Annotated in this window: 16 protein-coding genes; 4 read left to right on the forward strand and 12 right to left on the reverse strand. The window is 39.8% G+C overall.

Going from position 1 to position 15,673, the window contains the following annotated elements:
* Window positions 1-202: 202 nt before the first annotated feature.
* The 5 genes from ACYP5M_RS19030 to ACYP5M_RS19050 all read right to left on the reverse strand — a co-directional run bounded on the left by ACYP5M_RS19030 (window position 203) and on the right by ACYP5M_RS19050 (window position 5,244).
* On the reverse strand, window positions 203-871 hold the full coding sequence (locus tag ACYP5M_RS19030) for a LuxR C-terminal-related transcriptional regulator (RefSeq protein WP_260356903.1): 669 nt from the start codon (window positions 869-871) through the stop codon (window positions 203-205).
* Window positions 872-1,054: 183 nt separating this feature from the next.
* Window positions 1,055-1,582 carry an HD domain-containing protein gene (locus ACYP5M_RS19035; RefSeq protein ID WP_101224165.1) on the reverse strand — a complete coding sequence of 176 codons (528 nt, stop codon included), beginning with the start codon at window positions 1,580-1,582 and terminating at the stop codon, window positions 1,055-1,057.
* A gap of 172 nt (window positions 1,583-1,754) precedes the next feature.
* Complete coding sequence (locus tag ACYP5M_RS19040) at window positions 1,755-3,299, reverse strand: fatty acid--CoA ligase family protein (RefSeq protein ID WP_230177346.1); 1,545 nt, start codon at window positions 3,297-3,299, stop codon at window positions 1,755-1,757.
* A 179-nt stretch (window positions 3,300-3,478) separates the two neighbouring features.
* Window positions 3,479-4,468, reverse strand: coding sequence for a lipoate--protein ligase (locus tag ACYP5M_RS19045; protein WP_101224167.1), 990 nt, complete (start codon window positions 4,466-4,468; stop codon window positions 3,479-3,481).
* A gap of 41 nt (window positions 4,469-4,509) precedes the next feature.
* A complete protein-coding gene (locus tag ACYP5M_RS19050; protein ID WP_101224168.1) occupies window positions 4,510-5,244 on the reverse strand; it encodes an MBL fold metallo-hydrolase in 735 nt (244 codons plus the stop codon).
* Between the two features lie 173 nt (window positions 5,245-5,417).
* Here ACYP5M_RS19050 and yhfH point away from each other — a divergent pair, with 173 nt between their 5' ends.
* Window positions 5,418-5,546 (forward strand): protein YhfH, encoded by a 129-nt coding sequence (gene yhfH, locus ACYP5M_RS19055; RefSeq protein ID WP_101224169.1) that lies wholly within the window; start codon window positions 5,418-5,420, stop codon window positions 5,544-5,546.
* Between the two features lie 161 nt (window positions 5,547-5,707).
* Here the strand turns inward: yhfH and ACYP5M_RS19060 are convergent, their stop codons facing one another.
* From ACYP5M_RS19060 to hemE, 3 genes are all read right to left on the reverse strand, one after another.
* Window positions 5,708-6,283 carry a TetR/AcrR family transcriptional regulator gene (locus tag ACYP5M_RS19060; RefSeq protein WP_101224170.1) on the reverse strand — a complete coding sequence of 192 codons (576 nt, stop codon included), beginning with the start codon at window positions 6,281-6,283 and terminating at the stop codon, window positions 5,708-5,710.
* A 278-nt stretch (window positions 6,284-6,561) separates the two neighbouring features.
* Window positions 6,562-7,497 (reverse strand): ferrochelatase, encoded by a 936-nt coding sequence (gene hemH / locus ACYP5M_RS19065; RefSeq protein WP_101224171.1) that lies wholly within the window; start codon window positions 7,495-7,497, stop codon window positions 6,562-6,564.
* A 78-nt stretch (window positions 7,498-7,575) separates the two neighbouring features.
* Window positions 7,576-8,619 carry a uroporphyrinogen decarboxylase gene (gene hemE / locus ACYP5M_RS19070; RefSeq protein WP_101224172.1) on the reverse strand — a complete coding sequence of 348 codons (1,044 nt, stop codon included), beginning with the start codon at window positions 8,617-8,619 and terminating at the stop codon, window positions 7,576-7,578.
* A gap of 271 nt (window positions 8,620-8,890) precedes the next feature.
* Between hemE and ACYP5M_RS19075 the strand changes: the two genes are divergently transcribed.
* Window positions 8,891-9,406, forward strand: coding sequence for an antibiotic biosynthesis monooxygenase family protein (locus tag ACYP5M_RS19075; protein WP_459735395.1), 516 nt, complete (start codon window positions 8,891-8,893; stop codon window positions 9,404-9,406).
* A 175-nt stretch (window positions 9,407-9,581) separates the two neighbouring features.
* Here the strand turns inward: ACYP5M_RS19075 and ACYP5M_RS19080 are convergent, their stop codons facing one another.
* The gene (locus ACYP5M_RS19080; protein ID WP_101224174.1) at window positions 9,582-10,205 is read right to left on the reverse strand and encodes a phosphatase PAP2 family protein; all 624 of its coding nucleotides are present in this window, start codon (window positions 10,203-10,205) and stop codon (window positions 9,582-9,584) included.
* 92 nt (window positions 10,206-10,297) lie between these two features.
* Here ACYP5M_RS19080 and ACYP5M_RS19085 point away from each other — a divergent pair, with 92 nt between their 5' ends.
* A complete protein-coding gene (locus ACYP5M_RS19085; protein ID WP_230177342.1) occupies window positions 10,298-11,509 on the forward strand; it encodes a M20 family metallopeptidase in 1,212 nt (403 codons plus the stop codon).
* A 28-nt stretch (window positions 11,510-11,537) separates the two neighbouring features.
* Here the strand turns inward: ACYP5M_RS19085 and ACYP5M_RS19090 are convergent, their stop codons facing one another.
* The 3 genes from ACYP5M_RS19090 to ACYP5M_RS19100 all read right to left on the reverse strand — a co-directional run bounded on the left by ACYP5M_RS19090 (window position 11,538) and on the right by ACYP5M_RS19100 (window position 14,419).
* Entirely contained in the window at window positions 11,538-12,242 is a 705-nt protein-coding gene (locus ACYP5M_RS19090) for an EcsC family protein (RefSeq protein WP_101224176.1), read from the reverse strand.
* Between the two features lie 232 nt (window positions 12,243-12,474).
* Window positions 12,475-13,683 carry an ABC transporter permease gene (locus ACYP5M_RS19095; protein WP_459735396.1) on the reverse strand — a complete coding sequence of 403 codons (1,209 nt, stop codon included), beginning with the start codon at window positions 13,681-13,683 and terminating at the stop codon, window positions 12,475-12,477.
* On the reverse strand, window positions 13,676-14,419 hold the full coding sequence (locus ACYP5M_RS19100) for an ABC transporter ATP-binding protein (protein WP_101224178.1): 744 nt from the start codon (window positions 14,417-14,419) through the stop codon (window positions 13,676-13,678). The genes ACYP5M_RS19095 and ACYP5M_RS19100 overlap by 8 nt, the downstream gene beginning before the upstream one ends.
* Before the next feature lie 659 nt (window positions 14,420-15,078).
* Between ACYP5M_RS19100 and ACYP5M_RS19105 the strand changes: the two genes are divergently transcribed.
* Window positions 15,079-15,501: an HIT family protein gene (locus tag ACYP5M_RS19105; RefSeq protein ID WP_053534082.1), complete on the forward strand. Its 423-nt coding sequence runs from the start codon at window positions 15,079-15,081 to the stop codon at window positions 15,499-15,501.
* Window positions 15,502-15,673: the final 172 nt, after the last annotated feature.

Raw genomic sequence — 15,673 nt, forward strand, 5'->3', positions numbered from 1 at the left:
TTATTCTTTTCAATCTCCATCATTTTCTTGATTCTTTATTATCCACCAGGCGGAATGATGCATATGCAGAGGCATTTTTAAAAAGCTGAGGGCTGGTTGGGTTAAACGATTTTGTCTCTCTGCCGCTACCTAATTGTTTTGGAATGTGACTCCGATAAAGAATCCGTGAAAACGATTAACGGGGGGGACGGACATGAGTAAGTCATCCCTTCATCCCGCTATTTTGAAAGCTATACAAAAGCGCAATAAGCTCCGGTCGATTATTAACATTCAGTTTTCTGTAAATCCGGCTTATATAGTTTTTTACCGTGCCGATGGATAGAAAAAGTTTTTTTGAAATTTGCTGATTCGTTTCCCCTTGGGTTATCAGGATAAGCAGTTCATACTCGCGTTTGGAAAAGGCCCCCAATTTTTCGATTGCCTTATCCAAAGTTACTGGTGATCTTTCAACATTCTGCTGCAGCTTCTTCATTAATATTGATTTTATTGAGGCAGGATAGACTATTTGACCATTGGCACATTGACGGATTGCCGACAGCACTTGTTTCATTCCGCCACCCTGTAACACATAACCTGCTGCACCATGGCATATCGCTTCGATAAGATAATGATCTTCTGAATAGGCAGTAAAAATGACGAAAGGAGTAAATGGGTGTTTTTCCTTTAGGATTGGCATGACTTCCTGTCCATACTTCCCTGATGACCGGGCATCAATAAGAATGGCATCTGGCATGACTGATGGTCTATGATCAGAATCAAGAAGGTCCATTTCATTTCCGGTTATCCCTATGACCTTAATGTCTTCTTCATTTTCGATGATTCCCTCAAGTCCTCCCTGACCACCATATATCATTAGCTTAATCGACTTCATAACTTCACCTGTTCTTTTCATTATTTGTTATTAATCCGATCGTTTTTATAATTTCCCGCAGAGAAATAGTTCTAATGGTCTATATTTTACATCATTAATTCACCTGATAACAAATTTAAACTGTAAAATACTTTAATTAAATATGCCCCTCCTGACATAAAAAGGCTATCAACCCGTTTGCCTTCAGGATGATAGCCTTTTTCTTTGTTCCTCATCTATGAGCGTATCAAGTTTCATGATGCTCTCCTTTGCCCGTGGAAAATCAATTTTGCGATAATGGTGTTTTCCACCTTCTTCTTCATCTTTTTCGTCGGCCCATTTGACGACTTGCTGAAGCGGTGTACGAATAATATCATTTGAAGGTAAGAACGAATCGGTGTGAAATAAGATGGCGAGGGAAATGGTCTTTGCCTTAATCGGGTTTTCTCCCAAGCGGATTAACAGTTTATGTGCTCGTTCTGCACCTTTTATGGGGTGAATATCATTTTGTTTATAAAGATCATAATCCCATTTACCATTGCGATACCAGGTGAAATGACCCATATCATGCAAAAGTCCAGCTTTAGCAGCAATATCAGGGTCGACATTATATTCGTTTGCTAAGTGAAAAGCATGGTATGCTACCGCAATCGCATGTGACAGCCCTGAACGGTTCAAGTATTTTTGAGCAATGGGATGTGTAAAAATATCCAAAAGCTTTACATCTCTCATCTAACCCCTCCTTACAATTATGTGGAAATTTTTAATGACTATCATAACTCTTTTCTAAACAAGAATCAAGGTTTTAAGTTTCTCCGATATATTTTATGCAGCTTGATATACTTTGGTTGTACAAAAAAAGGACCATTGCCGGTTATAGATAGGCAATGATCGATCAATGAATTCAGTTTTGCAGTACATGGTTTTTCAAAGAGCGTCGTAAAATTTTACCTGTCGCGTTTTTTGGAAGTTCATCCAAAAACTCAATTTTTGCCGGTACCTTATATTTGGCCAAGTGTTCCATGCAATAGGAAAGCAGTTCTTCCTCGGTCAATGCATTGTTTTTCTTTACCACAAAGCATTTAACCACTTCCCCCTGATTGGGATCGGGAACGCCTATGGCAGCCGCCTCAACTACTTCAGGATGGGCATACAGAACCTCCTCCACTTCACGTGGATAGACATTATAGCCACCGACGATAATAAGCTCCTTTTTACGATCTACAATGAAAAAATAGCCTTCATCATCCATCCTGGCTAAATCGCCTGTATATAACCAGCCATCTTTCAAGACAGCGGCTGATTCTTCAGGCATTTTATAATACCCTTTCATTACATTCGGACCTCTGACAATCAATTCCCCTACCCCATTGATCGGCACTTCTTCTCCAAGCTCATTGACCACTTTGTTTTCCACCCTAAGGATGGAGGTTCCGATGGATCCCGCCTTCCTTGGACGATCCAAAGGATTGAAGCAGGTAACAGGAGAAGCTTCGGATAGGCCATATCCTTCTGAAACCCTGACATTAAATTTCCGCTCGAATGATTCAAGCAAGGACACCGGCATGGCGGATCCGCCCGATATGCAAATGCGTAACGACTTTAAAGCATCTTCTTTCGCATCTGGATATTGGAAAAGAAAGTTATACATCGTAGGCACTCCAGCAAAAACGGTCGCATCATATTTTTTGATTTGCCTGAATATTTCCTTTGGACTGAATTGCGGGACAATTAAAAGCGTACCTCCGCTTATCAATGGGGCATTCACAACTACCGTTAAACTGAAAACATGGAACATTGGCAATGTCGTAATGACACGGTCACTTTCCGTGATTCTTAAATATTCACCAATATCATGTGCATTGGAGTAGATATTGGTATGTGTGAGCATGGCCCCCTTTGGTTTCCCCGTTGTTCCCGAAGTATAGAGTATGATTGCCGTATCTTCAGGATCCAGTTCTGGACCTTTAAAGCCTTCATCCCCCGATTCGATCATTTTTGTAAACGATTTCATTTTTGGGTAGATGTTAAATTTGCTAATATCCCCATTATCAGGCTGCGTTTCACAAATCACATATTGTTCTACGCTTGAGAGAATCGGGTTCATTTTCTCAAGTAAGGGTAAAAGCTTATCTAATGCCACAACAACCTTTACATCGCCATTATTCAGGATATAACCAATCTCGTCAGGTGTGTAAATTGGATTGACGGGAATTACGGTCGCCCCTGCTCGCATAGCTCCATACAACGAAATGATGAAATGTGGAGAGTTGCCTAATAGCAGCGCAATGTTATCACCCTTTGAAACACCAAGCCTATGTAATTCGTCTGCGAACTTCGTAACGGCTTTATCCAATTCCCCATATGAAGTGGATTGATCCATAAAGTAATATGCTGGCTTACCTGCCTTTTTTAAAGCCATTTGATGAAGCTGTTCAGATAAATTCATCTTTCTCCCTCCCCTGCAAATAGCATGAATGAATAGTCATTCATTTTTATGGTAAACTAAATACATTTTTATTATATTAAAAGAATGCGATCACAGCAACAGTTTTATCCATATTCCAGCAATTACTGTCATTATCAGGAACAAAAGCCATCCCATTAAGTCGGGACGGCTTTTCAGGCTTAATATATTAAAGCCAATATTTCTTCTTTCGTTACATTGCCAAAATAATGACGAACATCAATCTCATCTAGTACCCTGCTGATTGCTTCCTTTTCATAGCGTATTCCAGTAAGCTTTTGTTCAATATCCGTAACCTCTCCGACCCCGAAGAAATCGCCGTAGATTTTACAATTTTCAATGATTCCCCTGTTCACTTCAAGGCGGATATCAACAGATCCCACAGGGAATCTATGTGAGTTTTGCAAGTTGAATTTAGGTGATTTCCCGTAATTCCACTCCCAGTTTTGATATCTTTCTTCCGAGATTTCGTGAATTTTCTCCCAATCCGTCTCGGTTAAAACATACTCTGTTACCTTTCCGCTCTCTTTGAAAATATTTTGCAGAAGGAATGAACGGAATTCTTCAACAGACATCGGTTCTTTTAGGAAATCGGCAATATTACCGACACGGCTTCTTATCGATTTAATCCCTTTGGACTCGATTTTATCTTTTTTCACTTTTAAAGCGGATACAATGTGATCCATTTCTGATTGAAACAGCAATGTCCCATGACTGAACATCCTGCCCTTAGTTGAGAACATCGCGTTTCCCGAAATCTTCTTTCCTTCAGCCAGAATATCGTTACGACCACTCAATTCAGCATGTATTCCTAGTTTCTCGAGCGTTTCCACGACAGGCTGGGTGAATTTCTTAAAGTTATGGAAACTATCCCCATCATCTCTCGTAATGAAGCTGAAATTGAGATTCCCTAGGTCATGATAAACCGCTCCACCCCCGGAAAGGCGGCGAACAACTGTAATGCCATTTCCATCTACATAATCGGAATTGATTTCTTCAATCGTATTTTGATTCCTTCCTATGATGATTGAAGGACGATTAATGTAAAATAGAAGATAGGTTTCATCTATATTTAAATGTTTAAGCGCATATTCTTCGATGGCCAGATTAATTCTTGGATCTGTAATTCCCTTATTATCAATAAAAAGCACAGTTGTTCCTCCTTGTAGACTTCATATCCCCGATGTTTCATTTATAGTTGAAATTCAAGATTGGTTTTGGCTACAGCTATTTCTCTTTTGAATACCTCGGATGCTTCTTTTTTCAGTTGATCAAGATTCCCATAATGCGGGAGGTGAGTTAACAGCAAAAGCTGGACGTCAGCCTTTTCTGCAAGCATGCCCGCTTCCCTTGCCGTCATATGCCCCGCCTTTGACCCATCCATATCACTGTAAAAGTTACTTTCACATAATAAAACATTTGCGTCTTTAGCGAAATCTGCAAGCTCATCCATATATGAACTGTCACCTGTGTAAACTATCGAATGATTTTCAGCTTCAATCCTCATTGCAAAACAAGGGACTGGATGTTTCGTTTTCATGAACGTAAATTTACACGGTCCAATGGTTAAGGGTTGATCAGCAGAGAAAGCTATCCCCTTTGTCACGTCTTTATAAGTTAACTTACCAAATTCGACTTCGTCCAAATCATGACCATAAATAGGAATGGTCCTTTTTTCGCTGCCCAATATCTGCTGTATGAACGCAGCGTGCTGCAGTACACCAATATCCGCTACATGATCCGGATGATAGTGGGATAATACAACTGCACCAAGATCCTCCGGCTTCATATGGTTTTGCAGCTGTGATAGAACACCGCTGCCACAATCAAGCAGAATGCGAAAATCTTCATATTCAAGCAAATAGCCGGAACTTGCCTCATTTTTAGCTGGATAACCGCCCCAGCAGCCAATTACGGTGATTTTCATGCTTAGGCACTCCTTTTTTTCTCTCAATGACTTCCCCATTAATATAAACTATTCTTGCCCTTATTTCACCTTTTTTACTTATGTTATAAAACATTAATTGACATTCAAAATCTGTTATAATACAATAAAACCATAGAAAAGCGAATAATAAAAAAATTAAGGAGATGATGTTCATGCTTCAAAGTAGCGTTGAGTTCTTTAAAAACCTGCCACCGAAACAATGCACGGAATGCGGAAAAAAAATTGAAGAACAGCACGAATGTTATGGAAACCACTGTGATCATTGCCTATCTGGAGAGTAGTTGTCCTGTGTTTCACCATCCACTTCCCAAATACAAGGATGAATTCATATATGGTTTCGGTTTCGCAGCTGAAAACCCCAAATAAAAAGAAGAGGTACCGAACGGTATCTCTTCTTTTTATTTGGGGTTCATTGCATTTGAGCAAAAAAAAAATAGAATTATCACGTAACGGATAATCCTTTGAATAAATATATTTTAAATAGTTCAGCAATTTCCTCTTTCTCTAATGGGGCATGGTTCCTTTCCCAATCAAAAATCAGGGCTAGGTACATCTTTAGCATCAGGAATGCTGTTATCTCTGGATCGCAAGGCTGTATATAGCCCTTATCAATCGCTATCTTTAGTTTTTCCTTAATGTAGGAGACAATGGCTTCTTCCATTTCATTAACCATTTCCTGAACGGCCGGCGTCCCAATTTCGCGCTCTTCCTGAAGAAGTTTCAAAGATAATTGATGTTCCTGCCTGAACTCCAGAATTCGATAAACGGCCCGATGCAGGTTTTCAAAAAAGGAAAGTTGGTCATCCAAAGATTGTTCCGCCTCATATTTCATTTCCTCTATCAACCGCTGAACGATTTCTTTAAACAGCTCTTCTTTATTTTTATAAAAGGTATAAATGGTCCCTTTTCCCACATTGGCAATTTTAGCGACTTGATCCATCGTCGTTGCCTTATATCCAAAAAGTGAAAACGACTTGGTCGCAGCTTCTAAAATTAATTTTTTACGATCAACAGACATTTCCCACCTCAATCCTGACCAAACGGACAAAACAGTCATTATGTTCAACGATATCATACCAAAAATTTTCAGTCTTTTCAATTATATTTTCAATTACTTATAGAAACAATGGCCATCCTCATTACTGGACAGCCACTTTTTCGAGTATTCATTTAACTCACCAAGGTCAAGTAAAAAGAAAGCGGCGCTTTGCCAGTTGTACAACATCTTTCAACTTCACATGTAAATATGTAGAGCACATTGCAAACATGGTTAAACTACTTTCTCCTATTGACTGATCACTTTTCCTGTAATCTGTTTAAAATGATTGTTGCCAAAGCATCGATGAATTCAGGTTTAACATTGGGCATATCCGGCCTATAGTAGCCTGCACCAATCTCTTCCGTCACAACCTTACATTCATAATCGTTATCATAAAGGACTTCAAGGTGCTCGGCAACAAAGCCTACAGGAATATAAATGAAAGCTTTATAACCTTTTGCTTGATGAAGATCTCTGGTTAAATCCTGTACATCAGGTCCCAACCATGGTTCAGGTGTTTGTCCAGCGCTTTGCCAGCCTACTGCATAATTGCTAACCCCTGCGCCTTCAGCGATCATGTCTGCCGTTTCTTTCAGTTGATTTGGATACGGATCTCCCGATTGCAGGATTTTTTCAGGGAGGCTATGTGCCGACACAATCAAAGCGAAATTATCGCGTTCTTCCGAGGTCATTTTCCCGATTACTTCTTTTACTTGGTCTACCCAATATTGGATGAATTTTGGCTCATCATACCAGCTTTCAACGGAAGTGATGGTGAGGTTCCCCAATTTAGCTGCTTCATCCTGGGCACGTCCATTATAAGACTTCACGCTGAATGTGGAAAAATGCGGAGCCAATACTATACTGACCGCTTCTTTGATTCCATCTTCATGCATTTGTTTCACTGCGTCTTCAACAAAAGGTTCAATATGTTTCAGTCCAAGATATGCCTTGAATTCAACTTCCTCCTGAACGGAATTCAATTTCTTTTCAAGTGCTTCAGCTTGTCCTGCCGTTATTTTTGCAAGCGGGGATAATCCACCGATCGCTTCATATCTGCCCTTTAGGTCGGCAATCAATTCGTCGCTTGGCCGTCTCCCATGACGAATATGTGTATAATACCTTTCAATATCCTCTTCAGTGTATGGAGTACCATAAGCCATGACTAAAAGGCCCATTTTTTTTCTTGACATGAAGTTACACCTCTTTTAAAGATTTCGTTCTTTTATTGTGCATCCAATTAAGGAGTTCTAGCAAATGGTTCGCTCACCTTACTTCATTTTTGATGAATATTCATGAATGAAAGCGGTCAGCCTCTTCAGTGTATCCGGATTTACGGACGGGAAAACCCCATGACCAAGATTAAAGATGTAGCCGTCCTGCTCCATGCCCTGATCCAGGATCCTTTTCGTCCGTTCTTCTATAACATCCCATGAAGATAATAGCAGGGCAGGATCTAGATTACCTTGTACCGTTTTCTGGATTCCCATTTGTCTTGCTTCTGTAATTGGCAGTCTCCAATCAAGCCCGACTACATCAATCGGAAGATCATTCCACTCAAGTGCCAAGTGACTTGCGCCGACCCCGAACATGATTAGCGGTACATTTTCTTCACGCAATGATGAAAAGATACGAGTCATGATCGGCTTGATGAATACGCGGTAATCTTCAACATTCAAAGCACCCACCCAGGAATCAAAGATTTGGATGGCTTTAACGCCGGCTTTGATTTGCGACTTGACATAGATGATGATCATATCCGCTAACTTATCCATTAATGCAAACCATGCCTTTGGCTCTGTATACATGAAAGCTTTCGTCTTATTGTAGTTTTTGGAGGGGCCGCCTTCAATCATGTATGAAGCAATGGTGAACGGAGCCCCGGAGAAACCGATCAAAGGAACGGACAATTGCTCCGTGGTCAATAATTTAATCGTGTCCAACACATATGGGATGTCTTTCTCTGGGTTCAATTCACCTAATTTTTCAACATCTGATACCGATTGGATCGGATTGGATATGACCGGACCGATTCCGGACTTAATCTCAACATCGACACCAATGGCTGGTAGCGGTGTCATTATATCTTTATATAAAATCGCAGCGTCTACATCATATTGCTCGACTGGCAATCTAGTTACATAAGCGCATAATTCCGGCTGATGAGTAATTTCAAAAAGAGAGTACTTCTCTTTCAATTTACGGTATTCCGGCTGTGAACGGCCGGCCTGACGCATATACCAAACAGGCACATGATCCGTTTTCTCTCCTCTCGCAGCTTTTAAGAATGTATCATTCGTAATTTCCTTAGACATTAATATCCACCTTTCAAGCAATCACGTTTCTATTTTTATTCATTACCTACATAGAATATCAGAAGGATGTTGAATTTCAAATCGAATCTCCTTAAACTATAGCTTTTTCTATAATAGAAGTATAGCCAACCTATATATTTGTCAGAAAATCGACGTTTTTATAAATATCTTACCGGTTTACAAGCCTAATGGTTAGTTTGGAAATGGTAAAAGCACTATTCATTGGGTAAAATGGGTATACAGGTTCTATATAGAAATTGGAGGGGAATTTATGAATGTATTCATCACATCAGGCACTTACGATTTTTTAAAAATCAAAAAAGATAAGCACCCGAATGAAAAAATATTACTTATGCAAAATCCTGACACTGCAGTACTTTTACATGAAACAACAGGTAAAACGATCTTCAGCTCTCCACGTAAGTATGAAGTAGTTGATGGGAAAGGAAACCTTCAGGATCATGGGTATGTAGTCATGAACAATATCCCTGTAAGTGAAGAAGGAAGGCCGGTATTCGAACATCGTTTTAAAAACAGGGCCGGATTCATTGAAAATGAACCAGGTTTCGTCGCACTTCGTGTCCTGCGGCCAATCAATTCTGAAACTTATGTAATTCTAACGATTTGGGAGAAACAAGCTGATTTCCTGAACTGGAAGAATTCCGGTTCCTTTAAGATGGCGCATAACAGCGACTCCAAAGCTCCCGTTACGAATTCCAGCCAGAAGATGTTTTCGGGTGATGCCTATGTTACTCAATATACATTGGTGAAGGATTCCGAAGAATAATCCATTCTTGCTCAATAAAAGGCCCATCCCCTTAAGGATGGGCCTTTTCATAGTAATGCAGATCGTTATTTGGACGCTAAAAAATCATAAAGACCTATAACAATCCGACAAATTCCTTCTTTATTTCCGGGGAAATACAACGGATATTTACATATATTTTATCTGAATCCTTTTTTCAAAGTACTCTAGGCCCCAGGAATTTATGCAATTTAAACAAGGTTAAACTATATGCCGCGCCTAATGCATAACCTGCAAAGATATCAGTTGGAAAATGAACTTTCATAGCAATCCTGCTGACACCAATTAGCAGAATGAGACAAAAGAAACCGATTCCTAATGCCCATTTCAATGAGTTTCCTTTAATTTCTTTCATGATTAAATAAGCAACCATACTGAAGAAAATAAGGCCCACCATTGCGTGGCCACTTGGAAAACTGAAGCCAGCGGTATCCATCAAATGATTTTCAGGGCGCACTCTTTTTACATGATTTTTTATCCACCCGTTTAACACATCACCCCCAGCAATTCCGATAGAGAAGACGGCCATGGTCCAATAATCCTTCTTTATTATCCACAAATAGAGAACACATAATAAGCTTCCAAAACCAATGAACTTGGATTTCCCAAGATAGGTAATGGTTTTGAAGAAAGTGAACGAAAAAGTATTTTCACCTACCGAAAAAAGTTCCGCAACATATGTATCGAACGCTAAAGCCTCCTCACTTTGGACTTCATGCATCAAAAAAAAGAATAGCAACATGCAAAGCAAAACCAAAGCAATCCAGAAATATTTAATCATTATATATCTCTCCTCGAGGTATTTAATATACTTTGGATTATTCAGAATATGATATACTATTTACAATTAATCCAATCATTGGGAGGTGCAAAATGATACAGCGATTACACGATCTTCTAGATGGTTCATATGAAGAAATGGTATCCATCCGGCGTTATCTTCATCAAAACCCCGAGCTTTCTTTTCAAGAAACCCAAACGGCGGCCTTCATCGCCGGATATTATGAAAAACTTGGAATCGAACACCGAACAAATGTAGGCGGTAATGGTGTTATTGCCAAGGTCACAGGCAGTAAGCCTGGTAAAACCGTAGCATTGCGCGCTGATTTCGACGCCTTACCCATTCAAGATGAAAAAGAAGTTCCCTATAAATCTTCCGTACCCGGGGTAATGCATGCGTGTGGACACGATGGCCATACAGCGACACTCCTTGTCCTTGCAAAAAATCTGAATGAACTGAAGGATGAGCTCGAAGGTGAATATATATTTATCCACCAGCATGCTGAAGAATATGCTCCAGGGGGTGCCAAACCGATGATTGAGGCTGGCTGCCTTGATGGAGTGGATGTAATTTTCGGCACCCATTTATGGGCAACGGCCCCAACCGGAACAGTCCAATACGCTTATGGACCCCTTATGGCCGCTGCTGACCGTTTTGAAATCACCATTCAAGGGCAGGGCGGGCATGGAGCCCAGCCGCATAAAACCCGTGATGCAATCGTAGTCGGCTCTCAGCTCGTCATGGCCCTGCAGCAAATCGTGAGCCGCCGCCTAAACCCAATAGATTCTGCAGTCATTACCGTCGGTTCCTTTGTAGCAGATAATGCCTTTAACGTCATTGCAGATAAGGCTAAAATAATCGGGACCGTCCGCACATTCAAGGAAGATGTCCGTTCATTCATTAGCGAAGAAATAGAGCGGATTGTTAAAGGAACCTGCATAGCTGCGGACTGCACCTATGAATATCAATACTTTCAAGGTTATCCAGCTGTTATTCCACATGTTGAGGAAACTAAATTCCTCATCGAAAGCACTGAGTCAGTCAAGGAAGTTTTGATTACAGAGGAAATTGACCCGGATATGACAGGTGAAGATTTTTCTTATTATTTACAAAATGTAAAAGGTACATTCTTCTTTACGGGAGCCAGGCCAAAAAATGAACATACATATCCGCATCATCATCCTTTGTTTGATATTGATGAAAATGCGATGCTCATTGCAGCCAAAATATTAGGCACTGCAGCGGTAACTTATCACAATAAGAAACAATCATCCCAAATGGTGAATGAATCTTTATTGCGGTAATGGTGAAGGGACGGGTTACCCCCGTCCCTTACTCTTTAAGAAGTCTGATTCGGTAACAATTGACAGCCGTTTCCCCAAGATGTTCCAACAAATGATGGTTGGCATATCCACCGACAGCTGCCCCAATACCTGGAACGAGCTGGAACATTTTGATGACATCGATGTGATCGCGATATTCCTGCTGAAATTCTTGCCAGTCTATTTCCGGCCATTTCCCTGAATCCCATTCCTCTATTACCTGTAAAGTTTCCAATTTCTTCTCCTCGCTTGAAAATGCCATCTGGAAGATATGGAGAATGAATAATCGTTCCTCATATTTATTTGGATCGAAACCGTATATACGGGATAGTTCGAATAATAATTTCATCTTGATGCTAAGCAGTAATGGGAAATCAGCCAATCCAATTAAAAGCCCTGCCGCTCCGGTTCCCACACCTTCTATAACGGCCGTTTTCCGATATGCCGTTACAGTTTCCGCAACCCACTCTTCTTTTTGCTGCAAGGATAGTAGCACTACATTTTTTTCTTTAGACATATATTTAGAACCTGATAATACGGCCTCTATCATCCCTTTAATACTATCAGTAATCATTTTGTGCACTCGGTCTGGAATATAACTATTCAATTTGATCTGCGCCTTTTTGGACATTCGCTCAAGCCTGCCAGATTTCTTGGCTACTTTCTTTTTCCATGATATTAGTTCCGAAAATGCCTTTTGTTCATATTCATCCATTCATTAACACCTCCGTTAAATATGTATATACCCCCTACGAGGCTTTTATTTTCAATTTTCATAAAATCAACTGAAACGTTTTTTTTGAGGGTTTGTAAAATTCGAACGTTGTTTTCCACTCCACGCTTGCGCCGAGGAGGCTTGGCAGACAGTCAACGGAAATGGAGAAGATTTCTGAAATCAACTGAAACATTAATAAAGAAAAAGCTGATTTTTTGAAAATCAGCTTCTGCTAAAAGTTTTTAATTTTCTTTGCTGCATAGATTTTAAAACCGAATATGAAAACAAGCCCCATTGCCAAGGCGGCTAAAGCGGACATCCATTCCCCTTTCACTAGCAGGACCAAACTGAAGACAAGGTCCTCAAATAATAGGAAATAGGAAATTAGCTTTATGACCGCAGATTCTCTCATTTTTGCTGGCAATGGATATAGTGAGACCCATACTTTCCATTCATGAGCCTTCCAAACCGGCAGCAGTTGCAGGGCTGTCATGAATAGGAACATGAACGTTACAATCAAATGTGCCCATATGTTAGTGAATACACTTAAAATCACGGATCCAATGATAGTTAAACGCAAACAAAGGCCCACATAATCATTGGATCGCAACAGAGTACGGGCGTAAAGATAGGTATAAGTTGATTTATCACCATACGGAATGAGTGATAATAGCCAGTCCATCCATTTCCTTCTCGCTACCTTCCCTTTCAAATGAGGAACATCTGTAAACATGTTCGCTATTCGATAGAAAGAATTCATCCGTTTGTTCTCCAGTTCCACCAGCCGTTCCCACTTCAGCACAAAACCTTTAGTTGCGCTTCGGTAATACATGTAAAGACCTAACAATAATAAGAATGTTATAAGTGCAAACAGTATATTTGCCCTTGAACAGATGAAATAAAGAATCACTCCATTAAGTAAAAAACGGATGAGAGAATCCCAATGGCTCACTGATGTATCCTGATATTTCAATACCAGCCAGCGCATGGTTAAATTCAAAAACTTCAAAATAAGCAATACGACCAGGATAATTCCAAGGTCCTTACCTCCTGCCCCCGTAACTTTCGAATACATCGGTATCGATGCAATCAGGACAACAAGAAGAATAAAGCCTTGCATGACCCAGCTTAATATCAGTGAATTCTTGAAATAGCTTCTCAACTTCGTTTCAAGCGGAAGCAGGAATACCGTATCGGGTTCTTTCAAGAAAGTATTTATCGGGCTTCTGGTTACAATGATCGATAAAACTAAGGCCATGATCAATTCAGCAGGGAAATCACTGTTTAACGTCTTCACCCAATCACTGTAATAATATGCCAAACCACCTAGAACCAATACCATGACAAAAACAAGATGGCCATTAAAAATATAACGAAGATATTTTTGCGTTTCATTTATATAGCCTAAATATCTTTCCTTCCAGAGATTTTGACTATTCATGACCGATTTCTTCTTTCGTCAATTGGATATATAAATCGTCCAGAGTTGCCCCCGGCATGGAAAATTGTTCACGAAGCTGCTCAAGATTGCCTTTTGCCCGAATTTCTCCATTATGCAATATGATGAAAGAATCACAATACCTCTCTGCTGTCGCCAGTATATGTGTAGACATTAAAATTCCCGCACCGCTCTCTTTCATCTTCCTCATCAAGTCAAGCAAGGATTGAATGCCTAATGGATCAAGACCCACGAATGGTTCGTCGACGATATATAAAGACGGCTGCACTAAAAAGGCGCACATGATCATGACCTTTTGCTTCATTCCCTTTGAAAAATGTGCCGGGAACCATTTAAGCCTTTTCTCCATATGGAATTCCTTTAACAGAACGTCCATCCTTTCTTTATATGTGGCTTCCGCCAAACCATGTGCCATGGCCGTAAGCTTTAAATGCTCCTCAAGTGTAAGCTCATCATACAGAATTGGCGTTTCTGGAACATAAGTGAATTGTTTACGATATGTATCCGGGTCCTGGGCAAGTGTTTTACCATGAATCGAGACACTTCCGCCTTTCGGCTCCATGAGTCCGATGATATGTTTGATTGTCGTACTTTTCCCAGCCCCGTTGAGCCCAATTAACCCTACTAGCTCATTTGGCTGAATTTCAAAACTTATTCCTTTTAAAACGGGCGTTTTCGTGTATCCGCCCACTAATTGCTTTATTTCCAATAAGGACATATAAACGATCCTTTCTATATAGAGGTTCTTATTTCCATTTTATCAAATTCTCCTGCTTTTATATAGTCGAGTGTTCCCGGAACTAAATTTCCATAAATAACTAATTATATTTCTCCTCCTTTGTGGTCATCATAATTAAGGAAGAAGGGGTTAGTCATTACGTGTGATTCACATCATATTGTAAATGAGGTGTCAGTTAAAGACGTATTACACTGAAATACCCATAAGATTTATTACAAATGATTCACATCATATTGTAAATGAGGTGTCAGTTAAAGACGTATAACTGAATTAAACCAGAAGCTTCATAAAAAAAATCGTTTCGAGCAAGGAGATGGTTCTCTTGCACGTAAAAGCAGAAAAATCATTCAATAATTATCAATTATGCTTTGAAAGTTGATGAAACTTTAAAGATATAGGAGATGGTTGCTTTGAATGGAAAATCTCTAATCAGATAATAACCGTATTTTACTAAAATGTAGATGAGGTGTTTGTCGCAGAGAATTTATGCTAATGCGAATTTTGAAGCAAAACCCCCTTTTTCGACAGGCAGGGTGCAACTTAATGTTGCATCCTGTTTTTATGATTTTTCCTTTTCTCAAGGATTCAAGCTATGGTACGATTAACCAAATACATTAACTTTTAAAGGAGCGTTTTTAATGAGTGATTGCATATTTTGCAAAATAATCGACGGGGAAATTCCAAGCAGTAAAGTTTTCGAAAATGAACATGTATTGGCCTTTCTCGATATCAGTCAAGTAACAAAAGGCCATACACTGGTAATACCTAAAGTACATAAGGAAAATCTTTATGAGTTGACACCTGAGATTGCCAAGAATCTTTTTGAAGTGGTACCGGAAATTGCCCGCGCCATGAAACAGGAATTCCAACCTGTAGGCCTGAACCTTTTAAACAATAACGGGGAAGCTGCAGGACAGTCCGTTTTCCATTTTCACATGCATTTAATTCCACGGCATGGGGAAGGTGACGGCTTTGGGGCAGTTTGGAAAACGAATACCAGCGACTATACACCAGATGACCTGAAACAAATCGCTGACTCCATTGCACAGCATTTAAAATGAACTGCTGGCACATGAAGGTTTCTTTCTCCTTTCTTAATATCTTTTTAAAAGAATCGAACTTAAGCACGCTTGTTGCATGAAAAAACAATGATCCTAATTTGGTCCTCACTTTAAAGTGCAGGACCTTTTTTTACTTTGGACTATCATTAAAATAGATTGTCACTTAAAATTC

This window comes from Peribacillus sp. N1 (assembly GCF_054600815.1).

Excerpts from the sequence above, each read along its gene's own strand:
- ACYP5M_RS19030 (WP_260356903.1), bottom strand. The coding sequence starts at position 871 with ATGAAGTCGATTAAGCTAATGATATATGGTGGTCAGGGAGGACTTGAG.
- ACYP5M_RS19035 (WP_101224165.1), bottom strand. The coding sequence starts at position 1,582 with ATGAGAGATGTAAAGCTTTTGGATATTTTTACACATCCCATTGCTCAA.
- ACYP5M_RS19040 (WP_230177346.1), bottom strand. The coding sequence starts at position 3,299 with ATGAATTTATCTGAACAGCTTCATCAAATGGCTTTAAAAAAGGCAGGT.
- ACYP5M_RS19050 (WP_101224168.1), bottom strand. The coding sequence starts at position 5,244 with ATGAAAATCACCGTAATTGGCTGCTGGGGCGGTTATCCAGCTAAAAAT.
- yhfH (WP_101224169.1), top strand. The coding sequence starts at position 5,418 with ATGCTTCAAAGTAGCGTTGAGTTCTTTAAAAACCTGCCACCGAAACAA.
- ACYP5M_RS19060 (WP_101224170.1), bottom strand. The coding sequence starts at position 6,283 with ATGTCTGTTGATCGTAAAAAATTAATTTTAGAAGCTGCGACCAAGTCG.
- hemH (WP_101224171.1), bottom strand. The coding sequence starts at position 7,497 with ATGTCAAGAAAAAAAATGGGCCTTTTAGTCATGGCTTATGGTACTCCA.
- hemE (WP_101224172.1), bottom strand. The coding sequence starts at position 8,619 with ATGTCTAAGGAAATTACGAATGATACATTCTTAAAAGCTGCGAGAGGA.
- ACYP5M_RS19075 (WP_459735395.1), top strand. The coding sequence starts at position 8,891 with ATGAATGTATTCATCACATCAGGCACTTACGATTTTTTAAAAATCAAA.
- ACYP5M_RS19080 (WP_101224174.1), bottom strand. The coding sequence starts at position 10,205 with ATGATTAAATATTTCTGGATTGCTTTGGTTTTGCTTTGCATGTTGCTA.
- ACYP5M_RS19085 (WP_230177342.1), top strand. The coding sequence starts at position 10,298 with ATGATACAGCGATTACACGATCTTCTAGATGGTTCATATGAAGAAATG.
- ACYP5M_RS19090 (WP_101224176.1), bottom strand. The coding sequence starts at position 12,242 with ATGGATGAATATGAACAAAAGGCATTTTCGGAACTAATATCATGGAAA.
- ACYP5M_RS19095 (WP_459735396.1), bottom strand. The coding sequence starts at position 13,683 with ATGAATAGTCAAAATCTCTGGAAGGAAAGATATTTAGGCTATATAAAT.
- ACYP5M_RS19100 (WP_101224178.1), bottom strand. The coding sequence starts at position 14,419 with ATGTCCTTATTGGAAATAAAGCAATTAGTGGGCGGATACACGAAAACG.
- ACYP5M_RS19105 (WP_053534082.1), top strand. The coding sequence starts at position 15,079 with ATGAGTGATTGCATATTTTGCAAAATAATCGACGGGGAAATTCCAAGC.